The sequence below is a fragment of the Microbacterium sp. NPDC055455 genome (assembly GCF_053619935.1).
Map to the genome: position 1 here is coordinate 440,675 of NZ_JBSHLB010000001.1, position 23,580 is coordinate 464,254.

A 23,580-nucleotide genomic window follows, 5' to 3' on the forward strand; every position below is an offset into this window, starting at 1 on the left:
TCCCTGGCGTGACACCGACGTAATCTCGGTGCGCACCATCCAGACGAGGCTGTCCCGTCTGCATCGCAAGGGAGCATGTATGTCCATTTCCACTCGTCGTCGCACCCGAGCGGCGGCCCTTCTCGCCGGCGGCGTCGCCGCCGTCCTGATCCTCGCCGGATGCGCAGGAGGGTCGGGTTCCGACCAGCCCGCAGACGGCGAGCCCGTCGAGATCAACTTCCAGTCGTGGGTGCCGAACATCGACCGTGCCGTCGACGCGTTCAACGACGCGCACGACGACATCCACGTCGAGCTCGAGACCATCACGGCCGGCCCCGACGGCGGCTACGCCACGATGCTGTCGGCGGTCCAGGCCGGCAACCCGGCCGACGTCGTGCAGCTGGGCTACGACGCCATCCCCGACTTCCTCATCAACGACGCCCTCGAGGACATCACCCCGTACGTCTCCGACGCCGAGGAGAAGTTCGTCCCCTGGCAGTGGCAGACCGGTGTCTTCGGCGACAAGGTGTACTCGATCCCGCAGGCGTCGGGGCCGCTCGGCCAGTTCTACCGCGCGGACATCTTCGCGGAGCTGGGCATCGAGTACCCCGAGACGTGGGACGAGTTCTACGAGGCCGCCAAGGTCGTGCGCGCCTCGGGCCCGGACCGCTACATCACCGCCTTCGCGTTCAACCAGGCACCCTGGATGATCGGCCTCGCGCAGCAGGGCGGCGCCAACTGGTTCGTCGCCGAGGACGACGCCTGGACGGTGTCGATCGACGGCGACGAGACGATCAAGGTGGCCGAGTTCTGGCAGAAGCTCATCGACGAGGACCTCGTGAAGGTGGAGGCCGACTTCTCCAGCGAGTGGAACGCCGACCTGCAGAACGGCAACATCCTCACGTGGATCTCGGGCTCCTGGGCCGACGCGATCCTGCGCGGAACCGCACCCGACACCGCCGGCAAGTGGGCGGTCGGCGCCATGCCGCAGTGGAACGCCGGCGAGAACGTCTCGGCGACCTGGGCCGGCGGCTCGGCCAACGCCGTGCTGAAGGGCTCGAAGCACCCCGAGGAGGCCGCCGAGTTCGCGGTCTGGCTGAACTCGAACACCGACAGCGTCAGCATCCTCACCGAGATCGGCGCCGGCTGGCCGTCGATCGTCGACACCGGCGCGATCGCGTCGCTGCAGGACGCGCCGGAGGTGTTCGACTTCTACGGCGGGCAGGACATCTGGGACGTCTTCGCCGAGTCCGACAAGGCCGTCGACACGTCGTGGGCCTGGCCGCCGCTGTCGTCGACGCTCTTCGCGAGTCTCACCGACAACGTCAAGGCCGCCGTCGACGCGGGCACACCGCTGCCCGAGGCGTACGCCAAGACCCAGGCCGACATGGTCGCGGCGCTCGAAGAGCGCGGCATCTCGGTCGACTGACACCGATGGGGTGGGCTGCACGGCGGCCCACCCCGTCGCCATTTCCTGGGAGAAGACCCGTGAGTCTCGCTGTCCGCACCCCTGCGCCCGCCGTCGGGCCCGCGTCCGAATCCGCACCTGTCGCCCCACGCCGCCGGCGACGCCTGCCGGGCGCGGTGTGGGTTCTCGTGCTGCCCTTCGTGGTCATGTTCGCCGCGTTCTTCGTGGCACCGATCGTCTATGCCGTCGTGCAGAGCATGTTCACCACGCGCAGCTCCGGGCTCGGCTACGGCGCTCCCGAGACGGTGTTCGTCTTCCTCGACAACTACGTCCGTGCGCTGTCCGACCCCACGTTCGTCGAGAGCCTGGGCCGCCTGGTGCTCTTCTCGGCGATCCTCGTGCCGCTCATGGTGGTCACGGCGCTGGGGCTCGCCCTGCTGCTGGACTCGGGGCGGGCACGGCTCCCGCGGATGTTCCGTGTCATCTACTTCTCGCCCTACGGGGTGCCCGGTGTCGTGGCCACGCTGCTGTGGGGCTTCCTCTACGTGCCGGCGACCAGTCCGGTGCTGCAGGTGCTCGGGTTCGCAGGTGTGAGCTTCGACCCGCTCGCCAGCGGCACGGTGCTCTTCTCGATCGCCAACATCGCACTGTGGGGCTTCGCCGGCTACAACATGGTGATCCTTATGGCGGCGCTGAACGCCATCCCCTCCGAGCTCTACGAGGCCGCGCGCGTCGACGGCGCCTCGGGCTGGGCCACGGTCTGGCACATCAAGCTGCCCCTGGTCCGGCCGTCGATCATCCTGGTCACCGTCTTCACGATCATCGGCACGCTCCAGCTGTTCGTCGAGCCCCTCGTGCTGCGCCCGCTCACCACAGCCATCAGCACGACCTACACGCCGAACCTCGCCGCCTACAACCAGGCCTTCGCGCAGGGCAACCCGAACCTCGCCGCGGCGATGGCCGTCATCGTCGCGATCCTCGGCTTCGCGTTCTCGTTCGGCTTCCTGCGGCTCGTCAACCGGAAGGGGAACCGCGCATGGTGACCTCGGCACAGCCCCGGAGGCAGTCCACGACCCAGCCCCGGATGCAGTCCGCCACCCGCGGCGGTGTGAGCACCGTCGCCGTCAACGCGGTGCTGATCGTCGCCGGTGTCTACTTCCTGCTCCCGCTGGTGTGGGTCGTGATCGCAGCGACCAAGTCGCCCGCCGACCTCTTCGGCACGTTCGGCCTGTGGTTCTCCGACTCGCCGCAGGCGTGGGAGAACCTCGTCGCGCTGTTCACCCAGGACGGCGGCGCCTTCACCCGCTGGGTGCTCAACAGCATCATCTACTCGGGCGTGGGCGCCTTCGTGGCGATGGTGCTCTCGGCGGCCTGCGGCTACGCGATCGCCAAGTTCCCGTTCCGCGGACGCGAGGCGCTGTTCTCGGTGATCCTCGGCGGCGTGCTGGTGCCCGCGACGGTGATCGCCCTGCCCCTGTACTTCCTGCTCAACACGTTCGGGCTCACCGGCACCTACTGGGCGGTGCTGCTGCCCAGCATGGTCAGCCCGTTCGGCGTCTACCTCGCCCGCATCCATGCGAACGCGAGCGTGCCCGACGAGGTCATCGAGGCGGCGCGCCTGGACGGCGCCGGCGACCTGCGCATCTTCGCATCGATGGCGACCCGCATGATGATGCCGGCGATGGTGACGATCTTCCTCTTCCAGTTCGTGACCATCTGGAACAACTACCTGCTGCCGCTGGTCATGCTGAACGACACGTCGACGTTCCCGGTCACGCTCGGGCTCACTCTCTGGAACGGCCAGACCCAGCGCGACCCGATGTTCTACTCGCTCGTCGTCGCGGGCTCCGCCGTATCGGCACTGCTGCTGGTCGCCTTGATGACCGCGCTGCAGCGGTTCTGGCGCGCCGACCTCACGGCCGGTGCCACGAAGGGCTGATCAGCCCTTGCGCAGTTCCCGGTACGCGCGCGGGCTCATGCCATGCGTCCGCCGGAACTGGCGTGAGAAGTAGAACGGATCGTCCATGCCCACCTGCCGGCCGATCTCGGCGACCGGCAGGTGGGTGGTGTCCAGCAGCGCCCGGGCACGCGCCATCTTCAGCGCGTTGTGATGGGCGAGCACGCCTCCGCCGGTCGCCTCGCGGAAGAGCGCGGCGAGGTGCGACGGCGAGACGCCGACCATCGCGGCGAGCTCGGGCACCTGCACCCGGCCGTCGATGCGGTCTTCGAGATAGCGCATCGCGCGTTCGACCGGGGCTCCCTCGCTCGGCAGCGCGCGGTCGACCGCGAGCTGCGTGAACAGCCGCCACGCCATTCCCGACGTCGCCGCCAGGCGAGCAGGGGTGGTGTCGCGCGCCAGCGCGACTGAGATCTCGTCGAGCAGCGAGGTCACGCGGTCCACCTCGCGCAGCGAGAGGGTGACCCGGTCGCGACGGATGCCGGCAGCCTCGACGAGTTCGGGCACATCGGTGCCGCGCACATGGCACCACCAGATGGTCCAGGGCTCGTCGGCCGCCGCGCCGTAGGAATGCGGCATGCCTCCCGGGAGCACGATCGCCGTCGAGCTGCCGACGCGCAGGCGGGCCCCGCCTGCCTCGACCCAGCCCGAGCCGGCGACGCACACGATGACGATCGTCTCCTCGGCGCCGCTCGGGCGATGACGACCGTGCAGCTCGGCCCGCGGGAAGTATCCGGCATCCGTCACCAGGATCCGTCGCGTGACGGGGCGCACAAGTGCGGCCTCCACGAGGGGGCGCGGCACGACACTGAGCCGCTGCCGCTCGAAGCCGTCGGCGCGTTCCATTCCGGCATCTTGCCATACGGCGACCAGCGGATCATCCAGGTTCGACGTGCGTTCTCCCATTGTCGCGCGGACCTGCGCGCCGTACTTTTGCCAGGTGACTTCCCCCGCCGACGCCCCGAGCCGTATCGAACTGCCCGCTGCCCCCGCCGACCAGGCGCGCCTCCTCGCCGCCGGCGGCGTCGCCTGCTGGAGCGAGCCGGTGTCGATCGACACCTACGCGGCCGGTGAGCCGGACCCGTTCCCGCTGTTCCTCGACCGCCGGGTCTACCAGGGGTCCAGCGGCAAGGTGTACCCGCTGCCGATGATCGACAGCGTCGCGCACGAGAAGGCGCCGCGGCTGTGGCAGGCGATCCATCTCGAGAACGCCTACGTGCGCCTTCTGCTGCTGCCCGACATCGGCGGCCGCATCCACATCGGCTACGACAAGGTCGCCGGCTACGACTTCTTCTACCGCAACAACGTCATCAAGCCGGCGCTCGTCGGACTGGCCGGTCCGTGGATCTCGGGCGGCGTGGAGTTCAACTGGCCCCAGCACCACCGGCCGGCGACGTTCCTGCCGGTCGACGCGCGCATCGAGCGCGAAGACGACGGCGCGGTCGTCGTCTGGCACAGCGACCTCGATCCGCTCCAGCGCATGCGGGCCGTGCACGGCGTGCGCCTGCGGCCGGGCTCCTCGCTCATCGAGCTCGAAGCGGCACTGCACAACCGCACCGACGTGCCGCAGACGTTCCTGTGGTGGGCCAATGTCGCCGCGCGCTCGCACGACCAGTACCAGTCGTTCTTCCCCGACGACGTCGCCTATGTCGCCGACCACGCCCGGCGCGCCATCACCGCCTTCCCGCGGGCGGACCGGCCGTACTACGGCGTCGACTACCCGGCGCGCGCCGCCGAGCACGCCGACGCCGACCGCATCGACGTCTACAGCAACATCCCGGTGCCGACGTCGTACATGATCACCGACACCGACGACGACTTCTTCGGCGGCTACGACCATGCCGCCGACGCCGGCTTCGTGCACTGGGCCGACCGGGCGATCTCACCCGGCAAGAAGCAGTGGACGTGGGGCGACGGCCCGATCGGCCGAGCGTGGGACGATCAGCTCACCGACGGCGACGGCCCCTACGTCGAGCTCATGGCGGGCGTCTACACCGACAACCAGCCCGACTTCAGCTGGCTGCTCCCGGGCGAGACCAAACGCTTCCGCCAGTACTGGTACCCGATCCACGGCACCGGCCCGGTCCGGCAGGCGACGACGGATGCTGCGCTCGGCGTCCGCGCCGACGGCGACGGCACGCGCATCACGGCGATCGCCACGCGTTCGCTGCCCGGCGCCTCGATCGAGCTGCGGCGCGGCGGTCAGCTCGTCGAGGCGTGGACGGCGGATCTCTCGCCGGATGCGCCCTTCACGGCGGGCGCGGCGATCCCGGCGGACGCCCCGGAACTCGAGGTGCGGGTCATCCACTCCGGCGCGCCTCTGGTGGTGTGGCGCGCCCCCACCGGTGACGCCGGCGAGCCGTGGGCCGCGACCGCGCCCGACCAGCCGGAGGACGTCCCGTCGAACGACGAGCTGTACGCCACGGCGGTGCACCTGCTGCAGTACCGGCACCCGACGCGGTCCGCGGTGCCGTACCTGCGCGAGGCGCTGCGCCGCGATCCGGGCGACTCGAGGGCCGCCACCGCGCTCGGCGCGTGGCACCTCGCGCGCGGACAGTACGCCGAGGCGCTCGAGCTTCTCACCGCGGCGACAGACCGGCTCACCCGCCGCAACCTCAACCCGCGCGACGGCGAGACGGCGTACCTCCTCGGCCTCGTCCACGAGCGGCTGGGGAACGACGACGCCGCCGATCGGTGGCTGGCGAAGTCGGGCTGGAACGCGGCCTTCGCCGGAGCGGCGGCCCTGGCGCGCGCACGCATCGCCCTGCGCACCGGGTCCCCGACCGCGGCTCTCGCGCTGGCGCGTGCCGCGCGTGCCATTCCGGAGGCGCGCCGGATCGAGGCGCTCGCACTCGCGCGCCACGGCGAGGACGCGGCATCCGTCGCCCTTCTGACAGACCTGCTCGCCGACGACCCGCTCGACCCGGCGACGCGGGCGCTGCGGGGCGACCCGCCCCGGCGCGACGCGCGCACCGCCCTCGACGTCGGCGCCGAGCTCGCCCGTGCCGGCGCGTACGACGAGGCGCTGGCCGCAACGGGGCTGGACCTCGAGGCCACTCCGTCGGCGGGGCTCGCCGGTCCGCTCCGCCACTATCTGCGCGCGCACTGGCTCGAGCGCGCCGGGCGGGCGGATGCGGCGGCCGACGAGCGGCGGTCCGCGCGTGCGTCGTCGGCGGCGCTCGCCTTCCCCGCGGGCCTGGATCAGTACGACGCTCTGGTCGCGGCGATCGACGACGACCCGACCGACGTCGTCGCGTGCGGTCTGCTCGGCATGTGGCTGCTCGACGCGCACCGCGAGGCCGACGCGCTGCAGCACCTCCGCGCGTCGACCGCCGGCGGATCGACAGACCCCGTGGTGTGGCGCAATCTCGCGATCGCTCTCGTGGCTGTCGCCGACGATGACGAGGGTGCCGACGCGGCCCTCGCACAGGCGCTCGCCCTGCGACCCGAAGCGCGCCTCGTCTTCGAGCGCGACGTGCTCGCCGAACGGCGCGGAAGGGATGCCGCCACCCGCCTCGCCATGCTCGAGCGGCACGCCGCGCTGCTCGACGTCCGCGACGACCTGGCTGTGCGCCACGCGAACCTCCTGCTCGATGCGGGGCGGGTCGACGACGCCTGGCGCCTGCTCAGCACACGGCGGTTCCGCCCCTTCGAAGGCGGCGAAGGACGGGTGATCGCGGCGTTCGATCGCGCCGCGTGCACGCTCGCGGAGCGGATGCTCCCGGCGTCGCCGGCAGAGGCAGCGGCCCTCCTCGAGGCGGGATTCGCGCCGCCGCGGTCGCTCGGCGAGGGACGGCACCCCGCTGAGCGTCCGGTGCGGCGGTGGATGCTCCTCGGTCTCGCGCGCGAAGCGGCCGGCGACCCCGCCGGCGCCGCCGACGCGTGGCGCGAAGCCGTCGCGCCGACGCCGCTCGCCGTCGACCCGCGCCCTGCCGACGAGACCACGTACTGGGAGGGCATCGCACACCTGCACCTCGGCGACGCCGCTGCGGCGAGCGCCGCCTGGGACGCCCTCGACGCGCGCGCGGCCGCCCTGCGCGCGGCGAGGGACGAGGTCGACTACTTCGCCACCTCGGTGCCCGAGCTCACGCCCTTCGACTCCGACACCGCATCGATCCGGGCTGCGACGGCGGACGAACTGGAGCGGCTCGCCGCACGAGGGCGCGCGCGGCAGGCCGCCTCGGCGACCGAGGTCCGCACCGCGGGAAGGATCGACGCATGACCGAGCGCTATCTGGGATCCGGCACGATCGAGCGCGACGAGTCGTCCCTCACCGGAAGGGTGCCGGCGCACCTGCCCCAGCGGCTCACGATCACCCTGTGGGACTTCTCCTGGTACACGCAGGCGGGTCCAGGCGAGCCGTACGCCGATCTCGGCGCGGCGATGGCGGATGCCGCATCCCTCGGCTACAACGCCATCCGCATCTGCGCCGCACCGCTGCTGCTCTTCGGCGGGCTGGGGCTCGACGACCTCGCCCGCGACCTCGAGATCGAGGGGCTCGGAGCCTCCCCCGCCGGCGGGTACTTCGGCCAGCGCACCCGCTGGTACGACACTCCGGGCGGCTTCCGCCTCGATCTGCGCGCACGACTTCTGGCGCTGTTCGAGGCCGCCGCGGCGCACGGCATGGTGATCATCCTGGCCAGCTGGGAGTACCAGCAGTCGACCGCGTTCGCCGCCTCTCCCGCATGGTTCCACGCGATCGACGCGGTGCCGCTCGCCGAGCGCTACCGCGTCCTCTCCGACGCATGGGACGCGATGATCGGGTGGCTCACCGAGCACGGCCACCGTGAGCGGATCGCACTCGTGGAGCTGCACAACGAGGTCGACTTCTCGATCCTGCCCGCGCTCGAGGACGGCGGAGCGGAGGAGGTGGCGCGGCTGCGGGCGCAGCATCCGGATCTGCTCATCACCGCCAGCTACGGCAAGCCGCCGCACCTCGCCATGCACCGGCTCCCCGACGGACTGGGCGCCGCGCAGTTCCACGTCTACAGCTACGGCGTGCTCGACGCCCTGCAGCAACGGGTCGACATCCGTTCGGAGGGCAGCGAAGGCTTCCCCAATGCCGCGCTGCGTTCCCTGCTGCGGTCGGATGCCCCGCCGGTCGCGGACTACGGCCGCGCCGAGGAGTGGAAGTACCGCGCGACCGTCGTCACCGACCAGATGATCTACGGCTACGACTGGATCGACCCCGCCGCGTGGGACGCCTGGCTCGTCGGCCACAACCCGCCGTACGAGCAGGTCATGCGTCGCGAGATCGCCTCGCGCACCATCGCGATCGCCGCGTGGGCGCGCTGGCAGAGTGTTCCGGCGATCGTCGGGGAGGGCTGGGTCGGCTACACGCCGCTGCACGGGACGTTCGAGGAGGGCCCGATCGGCCTGGCCCTGGCCGAGCACGGCGTGCGCACCGCCCTCGATCACGGCGTGTGGGGCGTCGTGCTGTGCTCGAACGCCGCGCCGCACCACCCGATGTGGCGGCTGCGGGACTGGCAGCGCGAACTCAACGCCGAGATCCTCGCCCGCTGAGGCTCCGGTCCCGAGCGCTCAGCGCCCCACCACCGCCGCCGCAGGCGTCTTGCCCCGGCAGGCGCGGCTGAGGCATCGGGCGCGGGGGCGGCGAATGCCTCTCCCCCACGCCCGAGGCCGCGTCAGCCGGTGAAGGTCGCCAGCCAGTCGAGGTCGTCGGCGCGGTCGACGCGGTACACGCCGCCGGTTCCCGCACACGTCGAGTTCTTGCCGAAGGAGGTGACCCCGGCGATCACGTTGGAGTCACCGATGAAGTTCGGCCCGCCGGAGTCGCCGGAGCAGGTTCCGCCGGTGTGCGCGTTGTTGGAGAGGATCAGCGAGCCGTCGCCGGTGTAGCCGGTGTTGATCGAGATCAGCTTGGGGTAGGACACCATCCGGAGGCGCTCGGCCTGGGTCTTCCACGAGGCCGCGTCGGGGAAGCTCTTCTGCAGTCCGTAGCCCACGGCGGTGAAGGTGACGGACTTCTTGTCGGTCTTCAGCGCGTCCAGCTGGTTCAGCGTCGGCAGCACGCCGTACTCGTCGACGTAAACCGGCTCGTCGAGCACCACGACGCCCAGGTCGTGGAGGTAGAACAGCGCGTCGTCGTACTCGGGGTGCGTGTACGGCGTGCCCGACACCTCGCCGGTGTTCGGGTACTGATGGGCGGCGGCATCCCGCAGGTCGTCGTCGAACCAGATCTGTACCTGGTCGGCCCCGAACGTGCAGTGGCCGGCGGTCAGATACAGCGTCGGCGAGATCAGCGTGCCGCTGCAGCGCCACATGGGCGTGCCCTCTTCATCCTGGGCGACCATGATGCCGACGTGGGGATGGCCGTCGCCGTCGGGGACGCCGTCGGTGATGGCCTGGGCCGGAGAGCCGATGGACAGGAACAGCAGTGCCGCTGCGGTTGCAGCGAGAGCGAGCGCGGGTTTGCGCATTCCACACCCCTTCCGTGGGTTGCGGACGAGCATGCCATCGCCATCGGACAGTCGACAAGCGGACACACTCGGCTCGCGCGAGTGCGGCGCCTTCCGGCGACCGCCGCGCCGATCGACGGCCCGCGGGCTACTGCGGCTGGAGGCCGAGGTCGTCGAGGTCGATCGCGGCGAGCCACTGCAGGCCCTCGGCCTCGACGGCCGCCTGGGCACCGGTCTTGCGGTCCACGATCACGGCGACGGCGACCGGCTCGGCGCCCTCGCGCCGCAGCGCCTCGACGGCCTTGAGCGCCGACTGGCCGGTGGTCGAGGTGTCTTCGACGACGACGACGCGCTTGCCCGCGACATCCGCCCCCTCCACCTGGCGCCCGCGCCCGTGGTCCTTCGGCTCCTTGCGCACGACGAACGCGTCGAGCGGCTTGTGGGTGCGCGCCGACTCGTGCATGACGGCGTTCGCGATGGGATCCGCGCCGAGGGTGAGTCCGCCGACCGCGACGATGCCGTCGACGTCGCGGATGAGGTCGAGCATGATGCGCCCGATCGACGGCGCCGCACGGTGATCGAGCGTGAGCTTGCGCATATCGACGTAGTACGTGGCCTTCTTCCCGCTCGAGAGGGTGAAGTCCCCGTGGAAGACCGCCTCGTCCTGGATCAGCGCGATCAGGTACTGGCGGTCGGCTTCGAGGGCGGGCGTGGAGGCGACGGTCATGCCGTCGAGTCTACGGATGCCGCGCCCCGGCCGATGCGGGTCACTCGGCGAGCGGACGCCCGCTGAGCGCGGCGGCGTCGCGCGCGGACGCACGCGGAGCGACGGCGTCGCGACGCTCGTCGGGGCCGGTCGCACCGGGCGGCAGGAGCGCGGCCACGGCGCGCGCGACCGCCGAATCGTCGGCGGCTCCCGCGAGCGCCGCGGTCCGGCCGAGCGCCAGATTCGCCGCCGCGGCGGTGCCGACGTCGTCCGAATCCGCCATCTTCTCAAGCTGCGCCGAGGCCGCACCGATCACGCCGGCGCCGAGCAGGCTCTGCAGCACGTCGCGGTCGCCGAGTCCGGCGGCGATCGCCGCGTCTTCGGGCGCCGTGCGTACGAGTGCGACCGGGTTCGACTCGAGCGTCAGTCCCGGCCGCGCCGCGAACCGCGCGACGAGCTCGTACCGCCCGGGCGCCGGGAAGAGCGGGGCGCTCCCCGCGGACAGCAGCGGCACGGAGGCGACGAGGCACTCCCCCGGCGCCAGTTCGACCGACCGCGGCGCGGAGTCGACCGGCCAGGGCCACGCCGCCCGCACGGGCCGGCCGCCGGGCGGCGTGACGAAGATCTCGAGGTCTCCCTCGACGATGTTCAGCCGCGCGCTCACCGTCGCCGCCTCACGCGCGACGAGCTCCGCGTCCGCGTAGGCGATGCGATCGAGGGGAACGGTCCATGCGGCCGCTGCACTCGCCCGCGGGCCGCTCCGCGCCTCTGCCCCGGGCGCGTCTCCGCGCGCCGTCCCCGGCGCGTCGCCGGGGGCCGTGCCGCGCGCGGGCTCGGCCGAGGCCGGCCGGAGCCGCAGCTCCAGCCCGCCGCCGTCCGCGTGCTTCGTCACGGCTCGATCCTTCCCCTGGACGGGCTCTGTGTCACCCTTTGCAGGAGAATCCGCCCTCCACAGGACGCTGAAGCGTTCCAACCTCCTGTGGAAGGCGACATCTCCTGTCGAACCGGCGCGGGGCCCTCGCTGAACGCGCAGCGCAACCTCCCGCCCGACCGTCTCCGGGCTCTGTGTCACCTCCACAGGAGAAACCGCCCTCCACAGGACGCTGAAGCGTTCCAACCTCCCGCGGAGGGCGATTTCTCCTGTCGAACCGCAGCCATACCCCGGATCAGCGGCCCTCGGGCGACACGAAGTCCGCCGCGATGCGCTCGGCCTCGGCGACGTCCTTGCCTGCCGCCGAGCGGGCACCGCCCTTCGCGCGCGCCTTCAGCGCGGCGATGGTGTCGGCGACGACCGGCGCCTCCTTCTCCGTCGGACTCGCGACGGTCACCGCCAGCGCGGCGACACGCTCGGCCGACCGGCCCTGCAGCGCGAGCTCGAGGAAGTGCGCCGCGTCGTCTGGCGCGGCCTCGCGCACGTCGCGGGTGCGGAAGTCCGAGAACGACCGCGCCAGCGCGTTCGCGAGCACCAGCGCTCCAGCGGCGCCGGTGTCGGTGTCGCTGTGCTGCTCGGCCAGGTCCGTGAGGACCGCGCGGGCGGAGGCATCCGTCGCGAAGTCCCCCAGCGCGATCGCACGGCCGACGCCCGGCGTGAGCGTCTTCGCGCTGATGTCGACCTCGGCATCGGAGGCAGGGCCCCGCACGTCGACCGTCACCGGCGCGGAGCGCACCGTGGTCACCGGATCGACCTCCAGCTGGGCGGCGACCGTGTGGCGTCCCGGCTCGGTGAAGGTCACCCCCTGGTTGGTGAAGAAGACCTGCACGTGGTTGCGGATCGACTCACCCGGCTGCAGGACAGCCATCGGCCGCGGGCCGCAGCCGATGGCGACGTCGACCAGATGCTGGAGCGAGTGGTCGGGCGGCGTGTGGAGGAAGACGAGGTCGCCCTCCGACAGGTTGATGAGCGTCGTGACGGTGCGCGCCTGGTCGGAGACGTTCGTCAGCACGACCTCGGCGGTCACGTACTCGCCGACGAACGCCTGCGCGGGCATCGCGACCGTCAGCTCGAGACCGTCGTCGCCCTGGTCGCCCCACAGGCCCGCGGCGTCCACCGGCGCGGGCAGCCCCGCCGACAGGTCGCCGTGGCCCCAGCCGAAGTTCTTCCAGCCGGGTCGCACCTGCGGGTCGGGCGAATGGATCAGCGACGTGCGGTCGTGGTCCGAGAACAGGAACGAGGCGTTGCCGGGGTACGGGTTCGCCGAGGTGGCGAAGCCCATGACGTCGCCGGTCTGGTTCATGATCTCGGTGCCGATGCCCGGGTTGTGCACGTCGTGCTTCGGATGCCACAGGTTGAAGGCGTGCCCCGCCTCGTGCACCAGCGTGCGCAGGAACGCCGCCGGCACCTCGTCCAGCGGTCGGCCCCGCGCGCCGGCGGCTATGAAGGAATCGTTGCCGAGCCGCACGTCGGCGAACCCGGCGGCGCCCTCGCGCGGCACGGTGTCGTCGTCGAACATGATCCCGAACAGCCCGCCCTGCGCCGACCCGACGAACAGCCACAGGCGCCAGCCGTCGCCGGCAACCGCTTGCCGGTGCCCCGTCATGAGCGTCGCGAGCTCGGCGTTGGTGAGCGCGGCGTCCTCGGGCACGTTGATCTCGTCGGTCACGACGGTGACGTCCCATCCGGCCGACGCGTACACCGAGCGCACCGACGCCGCCGCGCCCGAGCCGATGGTGGCGGATGCCGGGAACGCGCGGTTGACCATGGCGTCGACCTCGATGCGGCATCCGCGGTACATCGGCGAGGTCTTCGACGCCGTGACGTTCGTGACCGTGCCGCCGATCGACAGCGTGCCCGTCATGCGCTGCGACGAGCCCAGCAGGGCGCTGGTCGCGGTCACCACGAGCGGACGCCGGCAGCGCAGCGTGAGCGTTCCGGTGTCGGTCGAGACGAACTCCTGCGTGGTGCGGTTCCACAGGTGCCGCACGATCTGCACGGTGAGCGTGCCGCCGGCGTAGGTCGCGCCGTTCGACCGGAAGTACCAGGTGTACTGGGATGACGGGAACGCCGGGTACCAGCGCAGGTTGAACGCCGTGAGCTCCGACAGCACCGGTGCGTCGTCCTCTCCCGGATCCGGCTCGGCACCGTCGGCCTCGGCGTCCCCGCCGAACGGCTGCGGCCGGGGCTCGGGCAGCGGGAACGGCAACGGGCGCTCCACCTCCGTGAGCACGGGAGGGAAGACGCGGCGGGAGTACATGTCCCCCGAGACGCGCAGCGACGACGCGCCGACCTCGATGCGCATGGCACCGCGCACCTCGGGGCCGAACACGGTGCGCCGCTCGAGCTCGAGCAGCCAGGACCCGTCGAGCGTGCCGATGGGGCACGCGCGGGTGAGCATCTCCGGGCGGATGACGGGATCGGGGAGGATGAGCTCCCCGTCGGCGTCGAACTCCAGGGGCGCGGAGTCGTGGGCGGCTTGCGCCCCGTGGCCGCAGCCGCAGTCGTGGTCCATGGTGGGTCTCGCTTTCCCGACCGCGGACGCGGCCGCTGACAAGAAGGAGACTCCTCCCCGAACGGGTGATACGCCAGGGGGGCGGCATCCGCTCGCGTCCTTCCGACGTCGGCCGCCCGCTTTAGGCTGGAGGCCATGCGCCTGGCCACCTGGAACGTCAACTCGATCCGCGCCCGGGTCGACCGCATCGTCGACTTCGCGGTGCGCGAGCACATCGACGTGCTCGCGATGCAGGAGATCAAGTGCAAGGCCGAGCAGTTCCCGTTCGAGCGGTTCGAAGAGGCGGGGTTCCACGTCGAGGCGCACGGCTTCTCGCAGTGGAACGGCGTCGCGATCGCCAGCCGCGAGCCGGTCACCGAGGTGCGCACCGCCTTCCCCGGCATGCCCGGCTTCGAGAAGGGCCACAACGGGCCGGATGCCCCGCAGGAGGCCCGCGCGATGGGCGCGACCGTCGGCGGGGTCGAGGTGTGGAGCCTGTACGTGCCCAATGGCCGCTCGCTCGGCGACCCGCACTACTACTACAAGCTCGACTGGCTGTCGGCGCTCGCGCAGTACACGTCCGACTCGCTGGCCGCGGATCCCGACCTGCCGCTCGCCCTGGTGGGCGACTTCAACATCGCGCCGACGGATGCCGACAACGGCGACCCCGCGGTCGTGCCGGGCTTCTCGACCCACGTGTCACCGCCCGAGCGCGAGGCGTTCGCCGCGCTCGAGGCCGTCGGCCTGCACGACGTGGTGCGCCCGCTGATCCCCACCGGCTACACGTACTGGGACTACAAGCGCCTGAAGTTCCCCCGCAACGAGGGCATGCGCATCGACTTCATCCTGGGGTCCCGTGCCATCGCCGACGCCGTGACCGGCGCGACCATCCACCGGAACGAGCGCAAGGGCGAGCTGCCGAGCGACCACGTCCCCGTCGTCGTCGACCTCGACCTCGAGGGCCCCGACGACGACGACCGCCCGATGATCTTCTGACGCGGCGCGGATCGATGCGAGGTACGAGCGTTGATGCGCGCCGGGTCAAGATCGAGTAGCGCGCGAGGAACGAGCACGCGTATCGAGATCTCAGCGACCCCGGTCAGTCCTCCGCGGTCATGTCTCCGGTCCGCACGTCTCCGGCGACCGGACCGTACCGCAGCAGCACCGCGCCGCTCGGACCGGTGACGGCCGGCTCGAGGAGCGTGAAGTTCGCGGGGGCGCACCCCTCGGGGAACACCTTCTTGCCCTGTCCGAGCACCACCGGGTAGATCCACAGCGTCAGCACGTCGAAGAGCTGCTCCATGAGCAGCGTCTGGACGAGGTTGGCGCTCCCGATCACGTGGATGCTCTCGTGCCGCTCGCGCAGCGCCTCGGCCTCTAGCGCGAAGTCCATGCCGAGCTGCGACGAGCCCTCCCAGTCGAGGGTCGGCAGACCGCGCGAGGCGACGTACTTCGGCACGCGGTTGAAGACCTCGGCGATGCCGCCCGTCTGGTTCGGCCAGTACCCCGCGAAGATGTCGTAGGTGCGGCGGCCGAGCAGCAGCGCGTCCAGGTTCGAGATGCCGTCCCAGATCGTCTTCCCGATGACCTCGTCGGGGAACGGCGCCTGCCACCCGCCGTAGGGGAAGCCGCCCGTGGTGTCCTCCTGCGGGCCGCCGGGCGCCTGCGCGACCCCGTCGAGCGTGGTGAACAGGTCGATGTGGATGCGACCGGCCATTGTCGTGTCCCTTCAGAAGGCGGCGGGGCTCACGCGGCGAGCGCGGAGCCGGGTTCGATGCGGAAAGTCTGCGCGAACCGTTCGAGAAGTGTCGCATCCCCGGCGACGACCGCGAGCACATCCTGGTCGATCGCTTCGGCCGGGGTCAGTTCGCCCGAGATGACGCGACGGATGCCGGGGCCCGCCGCGAACGTCAGATCGGGCTCGCCCGCCGTCGAGGCCTGCGTGCCCAGCCGCGGGTCGACGGGGCGTCCCGCGGGGTGCAGCTGCGCGATCCGCAGCCGCTCCCGGTCGACCTGCACGCGCAGGACGACGTCGGCCACGTGCACCTCGTAGTCGGCGGGCGGCAGCGAGGCCGCGGCATCCGCTCGGAACGCCGTCCGCAGCGCCATCGTCAGGGAGTCGGCCGTCACGACGTCGTCGGGCTGCGGGTCGCCCATCTGCTGGAAGCCCCACCGGCCCAGCGCGAGCACGATCGGCTCGAGCTCGCGGCCGTACGGCGTCAGCTCGTAGACGAGCCCGCAGTGCAGCAGCGGCACGCGGCGCACGACGCCGCTCTCCTGCAGCTCCTTGAGCCGCGTGGAGAGGATGTTGGTGGGGATCTTGGGCAGCCCCTGCTTGAGGTCGGTGTAGCGCCGGGGGCCGACGAGCAGATCGCGGACGATGAGCAGTGCCCACCGCTCGCCGATCAGCTCGACGGCGGTCGTGACCCCGCAGTACTGTCCGTAGCTGCGGGCTGCCACTACGCCTTCGCCTGCTCCGCGACGTACGCGTCGGGACCCTGCTCGGCGGCCTGCGGCTCCATGAAGACGAACTCGATGCCGTTGCCGTCGGGGTCTTCGAGGTCGCGGCTGTACATGAAGCCGTAGTCCTTCGGCTCGGTCGGCTCGGTGCCGCCGTTGGCGAGGCCGGTCTCGACGATCTCGTCGACCTCCTCGCGCGAGTCGCGGCTGAGGGCGATGAGCACCTGCGCCTGCGTGCGCGGGTCGGCGATCTGCTTATCGGTGAAGGTCGAGAAGTACTCCTTGGTGAGCACCATGAAGTAGACGTTGTCGTCCCACACGATGCACGCGGCGTTCTCGTCGGTGAACAGCGGATTGATGCCGGCGCCGAGCGACGTGTAGAACGCCTTCGCCCGCTCGAGGTCGCTGGTGGCGATGTTGACGAAGATGTGCGTCATTGCTCTGCTCCTTCAGGCAGGGGCGCCGGGGTGGCGACGCGTCCATGGTTGCAAAAAGCAAGCGTGCTTGTCAATAACAAGTCCCGCAGGTTCGGTGCGGTGAATCCGCCTCGCGGGGGATGCCGCGCCTGCGCCCCCGCCGTAGCGTGGAGGGATGCCCGACCTCCCGCCCTCGACCGCGCGGCCGCGTCCGACACCGCAGGAGCTCCGCGCCGACGTCTGGCTGGCGGCCGGCCTCTTCGTCGCGGCGGTGCTGAGCAGCGCGCTGGGGTCGGTCGCCGGCATCTACGGCGACGATGCGACCGGGGGCATGCAGTGGGCGCTGCTCTACAGCCTCGGGCTCACCGCCCCGCTCGCCGCGCGCCGCCGGTTCCCCGAGATCGTCGTCGTGGCGATCGCGGTGGTGTTCTTCCTCGGCGTGACGTTCCGCATCCCCGACGTGTACGTCAGCAACATCTCGATGTTCATCGCCATGTACACCGTCGGCGCGTGGGTCGACGACCGGCGCCGCGCCCTGTGGGTGCGCGTGGGCGTCATCGTCGGCATGTTCCTGTGGCTGCTCGTGACGACCTTCCAGGCGGCGATCGATCCCAGCGACGAGACGCTGTCGCGCGCCGGCGCGTTCTCGCCGTTCGCGGCCTACATGCTCATCCAGTTCCTCGTGAACGCGGCGTTCTTCGGCGGCGCGTACTACATGGGCGACCACGCGTACGCGGCGGCCATGTCACGCGCCGCGCTGGAGGAGCGCACCCGCGAGCTCGAGCGCGAGCGCGAGGTCACCGCCGCGCAGGCGGTCGCCCTCGATCGCGTGCGCATCGCCCGCGAGCTGCACGACGTCGTGGCGCACCACGTCTCGGCAATGGGCGTGCAGGCGGGCGCCGCCCGCGCCGTGCTGGAACGGGACACGGATGCCGCGCGCGCGGCGCTGCTGGGCGTCGAGGAGTCCGCCCGCGCTGCGCTCGTCGAGCTGCGGCAGCTGCTGGAGACGCTGCGGACATCGGGTGGCGACGCCGACGGCGGCTCGACGGTGCACCTGACGGGCCTCGCCGACCTCGTCGCCCACGCGAACGACAACGGCCTGCCGACCACCCTGACCGTCGTCGGCGAGCCGGTCGAGCTGCCCGAGCTCGTGCAGGTCAACGTGTACCGCGTCGCGCAGGAGGCGCTGACGAACGCGCGCCGGCACGGCGGACCGGATGCCACCGCCGACGTCCGCCTGCGCTACGCGGGTGACGCCGTCGAGCTGGAGGTCGCCAATACCGGCCGCTTCGCCCTGGCCGTGCGCCCGGGGCTGGGGATCGTCGGAATGCGCGAGCGCGCCGCCGCGTCGGGTGGCGAGCTGGAGGTCGGCCCGCGGGGCCGCGGCGGGTTCCTCGTGCGGCTGCGCGTGCCCGTTCCTGCGCGCGCGGAGGTCGACGCGTGAGCGCTCCGGTGCGCGTGCTCCTCGTCGACGACCACGCCGTGATGCGGGCGGGGTTCCGGATGATCCTCGAGTCGGCTGGCGACATCGCCGTGGTGGGCGAGGCTGCGAACGGCGTCCAGGCGGTGGCGGCGGCATCCGCTCTCCGCCCCGACGTGATCTGCATGGACGTGCAGATGCCCGACATGGACGGGCTCGAGGCCACCCGCCGTATCACGGCGGACGCCGAGTCGCGCGCCGCCGTGGTGGTCGTGACGACGTTCGACCGCGACGACTACCTCTTCGACGCGCTGGCGGCCGGCGCGAGCGGCTTCCTGCTGAAGAACGCCGGGCCCGAGGAGCTGATCTCGGCCGTGCGGGTCGCCGCCGCCGGCGACGCCCTGCTCGCCCCCGAGGTCACGCGCCGCGTGATCGCGCGCTTCGCCGTCGCGCCGCCCAGGGAGCCGGCTCCCGGCGTCGACCGTGAGACCCCAATCGGCGGACGAGACCGCGGGGTTTCCCCAGGGTCTCGTCCCGTGGGTGGGGTCTCACCGGCCGAGCGGACGCCAGGCCAGCGCGCCGGGGCGGCGCCGGCGGTCGAGCTCACCGAGCGCGAGACCGAGGTGCTGCGGCTCGTGGCGCAGGCGATGAGCAACGCCGAGATCGCCCAGCGCCTCTACATCGGCGAGGCGACGGTCAAGACGCACGTCTCGAACGTGCTGCAGAAGCTCGGCGCACGCGACCGCGTCGCCGCGGTGGTGTACGCCCACCGGCACGGCCTCGCCTGACACACGCGGCAACGCCCGAAGCCACGGATGCCTCGACCCGGGCCCGCGAGGGGCCGGCGGGTCGAGGCATCCGATCGGCTGGAACGATGCCGGCGACGGACGCCGCCGGCGAGGGGGTCAGGCGGCGACGGGAACCGCGGCGTAGCGGTCGACGAGTGCGCCGAAGGCCTCGAGGTAGCCGACGAGGAACTCGGCGGTCTGGTCGTTGGTGACCTCGCCGTTCTCGGCGAAGAGGCCCGGCGTGGTCTGCACGTAGCCCTCGGGCTGGCCGAGCGTCGGGGCGTTGTAGTGGCTGAGGATCGCCTTGAGGTGCTGCTGCGCGGCCGCGGTGGCGATGCCGCCCTGCGAGGTGCCGATGACGGCGGTGGGCTTGCCGTTGAACGAGCCCTGGCCCCACGGGCGGGCGGCCCAGTCGAGGGCGTTCTTGAGCACGCCGGGGATGGAGCGGCTGTACTCGGGGGTCACGATGATGACGCCGTCGACGTCGTCGATGGCCTCCTTGAAGTCGCGTGCGACCTGCGGGAAGTCGGCGTCGTAGTCGGGCGAGTAGAAGGGGAGGTCCGCGATCGGGATCTCGACGAGCGTCGTGCCCTCGGGAGCGAGACGCTCGAGCGCCTTGGCGAGGCGGCGGTTGATCGAGGTCGACGAGATGCTGCCGACGATGTAGCCGATGGTCCGGTCGGACATGGATTCACTCCTTGAAAAGACAAAGGTCCCCGGCGGGGACCACCGTGGACATTCCACTTCCATGCAAGCACATGAATCTGGGATCTATTCCGTCGCATGAAAGATGTCGCCGTGTGACGGTGGGGGCGGCGTGTGGACCCAGCGGCACGCCTTGTCGCGCCTCAGCCCGGCGAGTAACGTTCGCGGCAGGTTCGGCGGAGCGGGGATCCGCCGGCAGCGGGCATCGGGATGGGGGTCCAGGTGGTCGATCCGACGGCGCCACCGGACGAGCCGGGCGACGCGCACTCGGGGCGCCCGCGACCGGCACGCCGACCACGTCGCCCCGTCCGACGGCTCGTCGGCGTGGGCACGCTCTTCCTGCGGCGCGATACGGCGCTGGTCACCGCGATCGCGATCGCGACGACGCTCAGCGCGTTCGCGGCCTACCAGGCGACGCGCGCCGGGGAGGAGGCCGACGAGGCGTTCAGCCATGCCCGCACGCTGCAGGCCGAGGCCGCCCGCGACGAGGGCCGGCTGCAGACGCTCGTCGCCCACGACTCCTTCCTGCTCGGCCAGTACTGCGAGGCGTCCATCGCCCGCGCCGCGGTGCAGGGGACCCTGCTGACGTCGGCGCCGCAGACCACGGAGCTGGTGGCGGCGTCGCTGGCGATGGAGTCGCTCGATCCGCTGATCCAGGGCGACCCGCTGTACAGCTGCCCTGTGGCCGACGCCGAGCAGGAGGAGCAGGACGAGCAGGCGGAGAAAGCGGTACAGGAGGAGCAGGAGGAGCAGATCGGCTACTCGGCGCAGCGGGCCGAGCGGCGGGTGCTGCTCGACCTCTCCACCGACTCCCAGCCCGCCGTGGGGGCCGCGGAGGCGACGCGGGAGGCGGAGCGGATCAACCGGCAGGAGCTGCTCTCGATGCTCGCCGGCGTGCTGTTCGCGGCGACCGTCGCGACCCTGATCATCGCCGACGAGCTCGGCAACCGCTCCGCCCGGCCGCGGCTCATCGCGCGCGGCCGAGTCCTCCGCGGGCGGCTGTGGGCGCTCGGCGCCGCCGCCCTCGCGCTGGTGTCGGGCATGACGATCCTCCTCGTCGCAACGGTGGACCCGGTGGCGACCGCGATCGTCTTCGGCGCGGTCGCCGCGGCGCTCCTGGCCGAGATCTTCTGGACCCGCCGGATGCGCGGCCGGCGCACCGCCGCCGACAGCCAGGAGGCCGGCACCCGGGCGAAGTGGTGGGCCGAGATCGCCGGGGCGGTGACCCTGGTGATCTTCGCCGCGTCGGCCGCGACGCTGGCGGCCGTCGCCGTCAGCGAGCGCGACGTGCGCGCGGATGCCGATCGCCAGGCGGCGCTCGCGCAGCAGCTCGAGCACGTCGGCCGGCAGACGGCCCTCCGCGACCTCAGCAGGCTGGCGCTGCTGGCGGTCGCCGATGCGCGGTGGACGGCCGCGGAGCACGCGCAGGCCGTGTCGGGGGACGGCGAGGATGCGGCCGCCCTCGGCGCGCGGTGGACCGAGCTCGATCGGCTCACCCTGCAGGTGGAGACCGATCTGCGCGAGGAGATCCAGGCCTCGGCGACCGAACACGTGTCGCAGGACTGTCCGGTCATCACGCCCGGGGCCGCGCTGGGCGGCCTCGACCTCAAAGACATCTCGCGCTACCGGGAGTGGGTCGGCGCGTACCTGATGGAGAGCGAGGAGCCGGCGCGCGCCTGCGAGATGCTCGCCGCGCTCTCGCGCACCGACGCGCGCGCGTGGTCCGCGGACCGGTCGCGGCTCATCGTCTCGCTCGTCGTGCTCGGGCTGTGCGGCTTCATGTTCGCGCTCGCCACCGGCAGGGACCGCTCGCCGCGGGCGTCGCAGACGCTGCTCGCGGTGGGCACCGGTGGCGCGCTGGTCGGGATCGCCCTCGCCCTCTCGACCGTGCCGCACATGGTAGCCCGGTCGGATCCTCCCGATCGCGAGACGCTCGCGGCGCACGCGATGGCGGTCGCGCGCGCCGAGAGCTATGCCTGCGACCCCGAGCAGACCGTCGACAGCTGGCACGACACCCTGGACGAGGCGGTGCGCGTGCTCGACCGCCACGGCCCCGTGCACGCCGCCCGCGCCTACGCCCTCGACTGCGCGGCGGCCACGTACGAGTGGCCGGCATGGAGTGGCGACACCTCGCGCGAGGTGCTGCCCGAGATCGTCGCCGACCTGCGCGCGGCGCTGCAGGCGGGCCCGGCGGGGCCGGCACGGCGCGCCGACCTCGGGTGGTACCTGATCCTGACGGGGATCTACGACGATGACCGCGGCGCGCTGAACGAAGGCCTGAGCCTCACCGATGCCGCGCTGCAGGAGATCGCCGACGACGAGCGCCTCGCCGGCAGCACCGTCCACACCGCACGCGCCAATCGGGCCCTCGCGCTCGCCGCCCTGGGCGAGCCGGCGGCCGCGCTCGAGGCATACGAAGAGGTCAGCCGCTGCCTCGCACCCACTGCCGGCTGCGCGGGCGGCGGACTGGACGACAAGCAGCAGCGGGCTGTGCTGAGACTCGCAGCGCTCTCCGACCTCGAGCTGCTCACGGGTGCCTCCCGCACGCCCGTCGATCCCGAGCAGGTGGAGGCGTACCGCCTCGCCGTCATGGGTGAGGTCGCGGCGGAGGGAACGTTCCCGGCCGTCGCCGAAGACGCCGCGCTGCGGGTGTGGGGTCAGGACATGGAACTCGAGACGGATGCCGCCGGCAAGGCGGTCGTCGTGTGGCTCCACCGGCGCGAGGACAGTGACGTGTGGGCCGTGCTCGCCCAGCCGAGCCTCGAGACCGCCGAGGTCGGCGACTACTTCGGCACGCCGTACTCCGCGACCGCGATGCTGCCCGCGGGCGAGTATCGGGCGGATGTGTATGCCGACGGGCGCCGGTGGGAGTCCGAGGTGGTGCCCAGGGAGCCGAGGGCAGGGATGACGCGCCTGGAAGCGGATTGGGTCGGGGTCAGCCTCGTCGCGCCCGAGGGCTGGGAGTCGCAGTGGGAGTCCGGCACCACGTGGCATGTCGGCCCGGCGGAGGACTCCGGGGTGACGGTGCGCCGGGCGGAGGGGGTCGTCCCCTACGTGCGGTCGGACGAGTTCCTCCGCGGGCAGCTCGACCTCGCCTTCCCCGAGTGGGCCGGCCGTGAGGCGGTGGTCGAGAAGGACGGCTGGTTTCTGGGCGGCCCCAGCTATCGGGCGCTGTTCACCAGCGTCGACGACGAGAACGAGGCCGCGGCGGTCGCGCTGTTCCCCTACACCCAGGGCTACTGGTGCGGCGGCGCCCTGTTCGTGGCGACCACGGATCAGGCCGACACCGACGTCCTCCGCGACATGGTCCTCGATCGCGCGCCCTCAGCGGTCGAGCCGCTGACCGGGGAGGTCTCGACAGCCGGATTCCGCCTCACAGTGCCGAAGGACTGGGATGCCGCGACCCAGCCGCCCGGTGGCGCGGGGCCCCTTCTCACGGCCCGCGACTGCGTCGGCGATTCGGCATCCGTGTCCGTCGAGCGCACGATGCTCGCCGGCACCCTCGACGAGCACGTCGCCGGCGCGATAGCCGGGTATGGCGTGAGCGGCGACTTCCCCTCGTTCGCACTCGTGTCGCGGGCCGCCGCGGTCGTCGACGGCGCGGACGCCGCGGAGGAGGTCGTCTTCACCTACGTCTCGGACGAATGGGTGGATCCCGTGGTCGTGCGCGAGATCCAGGCGCAGCACGGCGACGAGGTGACGACGCTCAGGGTCCGTGTCTACTACGGCGCCGATCCGCACGGCGACGTCTTCCAAGACCTCGTCGCCTCGTGGCGCCTGGAGTGACGGCGGCCGACCGCGGGTGATTCCACCGCCGAGCGGACCCGTCTCCTTCCGCAGGGGGAGGCGGGGTGCTCGCGGCTTCCGTACGGTGATCTCGACGGACTCGGTCAGCCG

18 protein-coding genes are annotated in these 23,580 nt (G+C 72.0%); 9 read left to right on the top strand and 9 right to left on the bottom strand.

All coding sequences use genetic code 11. From position 1 onward, the window contains the following. The first annotated feature begins 79 nt into the window (after nt 1-79). Genes ACWGUG_RS01870 through ACWGUG_RS01880 form a run of 3 tightly spaced genes read left to right on the top strand, consistent with a single transcriptional unit; the run spans nt 80 to nt 3,326 of the window. Complete coding sequence (locus ACWGUG_RS01870; RefSeq protein WP_452323647.1) at nt 80-1,408, top strand: ABC transporter substrate-binding protein; 1,329 nt, start codon at nt 80-82, stop codon at nt 1,406-1,408. 59 nt (nt 1,409-1,467) lie between these two features. Beyond that, complete coding sequence (locus tag ACWGUG_RS01875) at nt 1,468-2,430, top strand: carbohydrate ABC transporter permease (RefSeq protein WP_452323648.1); 963 nt, start codon at nt 1,468-1,470, stop codon at nt 2,428-2,430. Beyond that, nucleotides 2,424-3,326 (top strand): carbohydrate ABC transporter permease, encoded by a 903-nt coding sequence (locus ACWGUG_RS01880; RefSeq protein WP_452323649.1) that lies wholly within the window; start codon nt 2,424-2,426, stop codon nt 3,324-3,326. The genes ACWGUG_RS01875 and ACWGUG_RS01880 overlap by 7 nt, the downstream gene beginning before the upstream one ends. Here ACWGUG_RS01880 and ACWGUG_RS01885 read toward each other — a convergent pair whose 3' ends face one another. Beyond that, the gene (locus ACWGUG_RS01885; protein WP_378878837.1) at nt 3,327-4,190 is read right to left on the bottom strand and encodes a helix-turn-helix domain-containing protein; all 864 of its coding nucleotides are present in this window, start codon (nt 4,188-4,190) and stop codon (nt 3,327-3,329) included. A gap of 94 nt (nt 4,191-4,284) precedes the next feature. Between ACWGUG_RS01885 and ACWGUG_RS01890 the strand changes: the two genes are divergently transcribed. Together ACWGUG_RS01890 and ACWGUG_RS01895 are read left to right on the top strand one after the other, a co-directional pair. After that, nucleotides 4,285-7,566: a DUF5107 domain-containing protein gene (locus ACWGUG_RS01890; RefSeq protein WP_452323650.1), complete on the top strand. Its 3,282-nt coding sequence runs from the start codon at nt 4,285-4,287 to the stop codon at nt 7,564-7,566. Beyond that, complete coding sequence (locus ACWGUG_RS01895) at nt 7,563-8,867, top strand: cellulase-like family protein (RefSeq protein WP_452323651.1); 1,305 nt, start codon at nt 7,563-7,565, stop codon at nt 8,865-8,867. The genes ACWGUG_RS01890 and ACWGUG_RS01895 overlap by 4 nt, the downstream gene beginning before the upstream one ends. Nucleotides 8,868-8,989: 122 nt before the next feature. Here the strand turns inward: ACWGUG_RS01895 and ACWGUG_RS01900 are convergent, their stop codons facing one another. The 4 genes from ACWGUG_RS01900 to ACWGUG_RS01915 all read right to left on the bottom strand — a co-directional run bounded on the left by ACWGUG_RS01900 (nt 8,990) and on the right by ACWGUG_RS01915 (nt 13,915). Next, complete coding sequence (locus tag ACWGUG_RS01900) at nt 8,990-9,784, bottom strand: S1 family peptidase (RefSeq protein WP_336394223.1); 795 nt, start codon at nt 9,782-9,784, stop codon at nt 8,990-8,992. 127 nt (nt 9,785-9,911) lie between these two features. Next, nucleotides 9,912-10,490, bottom strand: a complete 579-nt coding sequence (gene pyrE, locus ACWGUG_RS01905; protein ID WP_378878843.1) for an orotate phosphoribosyltransferase — start codon at nt 10,488-10,490, stop codon at nt 9,912-9,914. Between the two features lie 40 nt (nt 10,491-10,530). Beyond that, nucleotides 10,531-11,361, bottom strand: coding sequence for a hypothetical protein (locus tag ACWGUG_RS01910; RefSeq protein WP_452323652.1), 831 nt, complete (start codon nt 11,359-11,361; stop codon nt 10,531-10,533). Between the two features lie 274 nt (nt 11,362-11,635). Next, nucleotides 11,636-13,915, bottom strand: a complete 2,280-nt coding sequence (locus ACWGUG_RS01915) for a hypothetical protein (protein WP_452323653.1) — start codon at nt 13,913-13,915, stop codon at nt 11,636-11,638. Between the two features lie 135 nt (nt 13,916-14,050). Between ACWGUG_RS01915 and ACWGUG_RS01920 the strand changes: the two genes are divergently transcribed. Then, nucleotides 14,051-14,890, top strand: a complete 840-nt coding sequence (locus ACWGUG_RS01920; RefSeq protein ID WP_336394219.1) for an exodeoxyribonuclease III — start codon at nt 14,051-14,053, stop codon at nt 14,888-14,890. 103 nt (nt 14,891-14,993) lie between these two features. Here the strand turns inward: ACWGUG_RS01920 and ACWGUG_RS01925 are convergent, their stop codons facing one another. The 3 genes from ACWGUG_RS01925 to ACWGUG_RS01935 are packed head-to-tail and all read right to left on the bottom strand — an operon-like array spanning nt 14,994 to nt 16,791. Then, a complete protein-coding gene (locus ACWGUG_RS01925) occupies nt 14,994-15,611 on the bottom strand; it encodes a dihydrofolate reductase family protein (protein WP_452323654.1) in 618 nt (205 codons plus the stop codon). A gap of 29 nt (nt 15,612-15,640) precedes the next feature. Next, entirely contained in the window at nt 15,641-16,354 is a 714-nt protein-coding gene (locus tag ACWGUG_RS01930) for a winged helix-turn-helix transcriptional regulator (protein ID WP_452323655.1), read from the bottom strand. After that, entirely contained in the window at nt 16,354-16,791 is a 438-nt protein-coding gene (locus ACWGUG_RS01935; protein WP_452323656.1) for a VOC family protein, read from the bottom strand. Before ACWGUG_RS01935 ends, ACWGUG_RS01930 begins: the two co-directional genes overlap by 1 nt. Before the next feature lie 154 nt (nt 16,792-16,945). Between ACWGUG_RS01935 and ACWGUG_RS01940 the strand changes: the two genes are divergently transcribed. Together ACWGUG_RS01940 and ACWGUG_RS01945 are read left to right on the top strand one after the other, a co-directional pair. Then, complete coding sequence (locus tag ACWGUG_RS01940) at nt 16,946-18,214, top strand: sensor histidine kinase (RefSeq protein WP_452323657.1); 1,269 nt, start codon at nt 16,946-16,948, stop codon at nt 18,212-18,214. Then, complete coding sequence (locus ACWGUG_RS01945) at nt 18,211-18,978, top strand: response regulator (RefSeq protein ID WP_452323658.1); 768 nt, start codon at nt 18,211-18,213, stop codon at nt 18,976-18,978. Before ACWGUG_RS01940 ends, ACWGUG_RS01945 begins: the two co-directional genes overlap by 4 nt. Nucleotides 18,979-19,095: 117 nt before the next feature. Here the strand turns inward: ACWGUG_RS01945 and ACWGUG_RS01950 are convergent, their stop codons facing one another. After that, nucleotides 19,096-19,665: an NADPH-dependent FMN reductase gene (locus ACWGUG_RS01950; protein WP_452323659.1), complete on the bottom strand. Its 570-nt coding sequence runs from the start codon at nt 19,663-19,665 to the stop codon at nt 19,096-19,098. A gap of 342 nt (nt 19,666-20,007) precedes the next feature. Between ACWGUG_RS01950 and ACWGUG_RS01955 the strand changes: the two genes are divergently transcribed. Further along, nucleotides 20,008-23,469 (top strand): hypothetical protein, encoded by a 3,462-nt coding sequence (locus tag ACWGUG_RS01955; RefSeq protein ID WP_452323660.1) that lies wholly within the window; start codon nt 20,008-20,010, stop codon nt 23,467-23,469. Nucleotides 23,470-23,580 lie beyond the last annotated feature (111 nt).

Bases quoted from the DNA above. Each gene is read 5' to 3' on its own strand.
- ACWGUG_RS01925 (WP_452323654.1), bottom strand. From the start codon at position 15,611: ATGGCCGGTCGCATCCACATCGACCTGTTCACCACGCTCGACGGGGTC.
- ACWGUG_RS01915 (WP_452323653.1), bottom strand. From the start codon at position 13,915: ATGGACCACGACTGCGGCTGCGGCCACGGGGCGCAAGCCGCCCACGAC.
- ACWGUG_RS01900 (WP_336394223.1), bottom strand. From the start codon at position 9,784: ATGCGCAAACCCGCGCTCGCTCTCGCTGCAACCGCAGCGGCACTGCTG.
- ACWGUG_RS01885 (WP_378878837.1), bottom strand. From the start codon at position 4,190: ATGGAACGCGCCGACGGCTTCGAGCGGCAGCGGCTCAGTGTCGTGCCG.
- ACWGUG_RS01940 (WP_452323657.1), top strand. From the start codon at position 16,946: ATGCCCGACCTCCCGCCCTCGACCGCGCGGCCGCGTCCGACACCGCAG.
- ACWGUG_RS01870 (WP_452323647.1), top strand. From the start codon at position 80: ATGTCCATTTCCACTCGTCGTCGCACCCGAGCGGCGGCCCTTCTCGCC.
- ACWGUG_RS01895 (WP_452323651.1), top strand. From the start codon at position 7,563: ATGACCGAGCGCTATCTGGGATCCGGCACGATCGAGCGCGACGAGTCG.
- ACWGUG_RS01920 (WP_336394219.1), top strand. From the start codon at position 14,051: ATGCGCCTGGCCACCTGGAACGTCAACTCGATCCGCGCCCGGGTCGAC.
- ACWGUG_RS01950 (WP_452323659.1), bottom strand. From the start codon at position 19,665: ATGTCCGACCGGACCATCGGCTACATCGTCGGCAGCATCTCGTCGACC.
- pyrE (WP_378878843.1), bottom strand. From the start codon at position 10,490: ATGACCGTCGCCTCCACGCCCGCCCTCGAAGCCGACCGCCAGTACCTG.
- ACWGUG_RS01935 (WP_452323656.1), bottom strand. From the start codon at position 16,791: ATGACGCACATCTTCGTCAACATCGCCACCAGCGACCTCGAGCGGGCG.
- ACWGUG_RS01880 (WP_452323649.1), top strand. From the start codon at position 2,424: ATGGTGACCTCGGCACAGCCCCGGAGGCAGTCCACGACCCAGCCCCGG.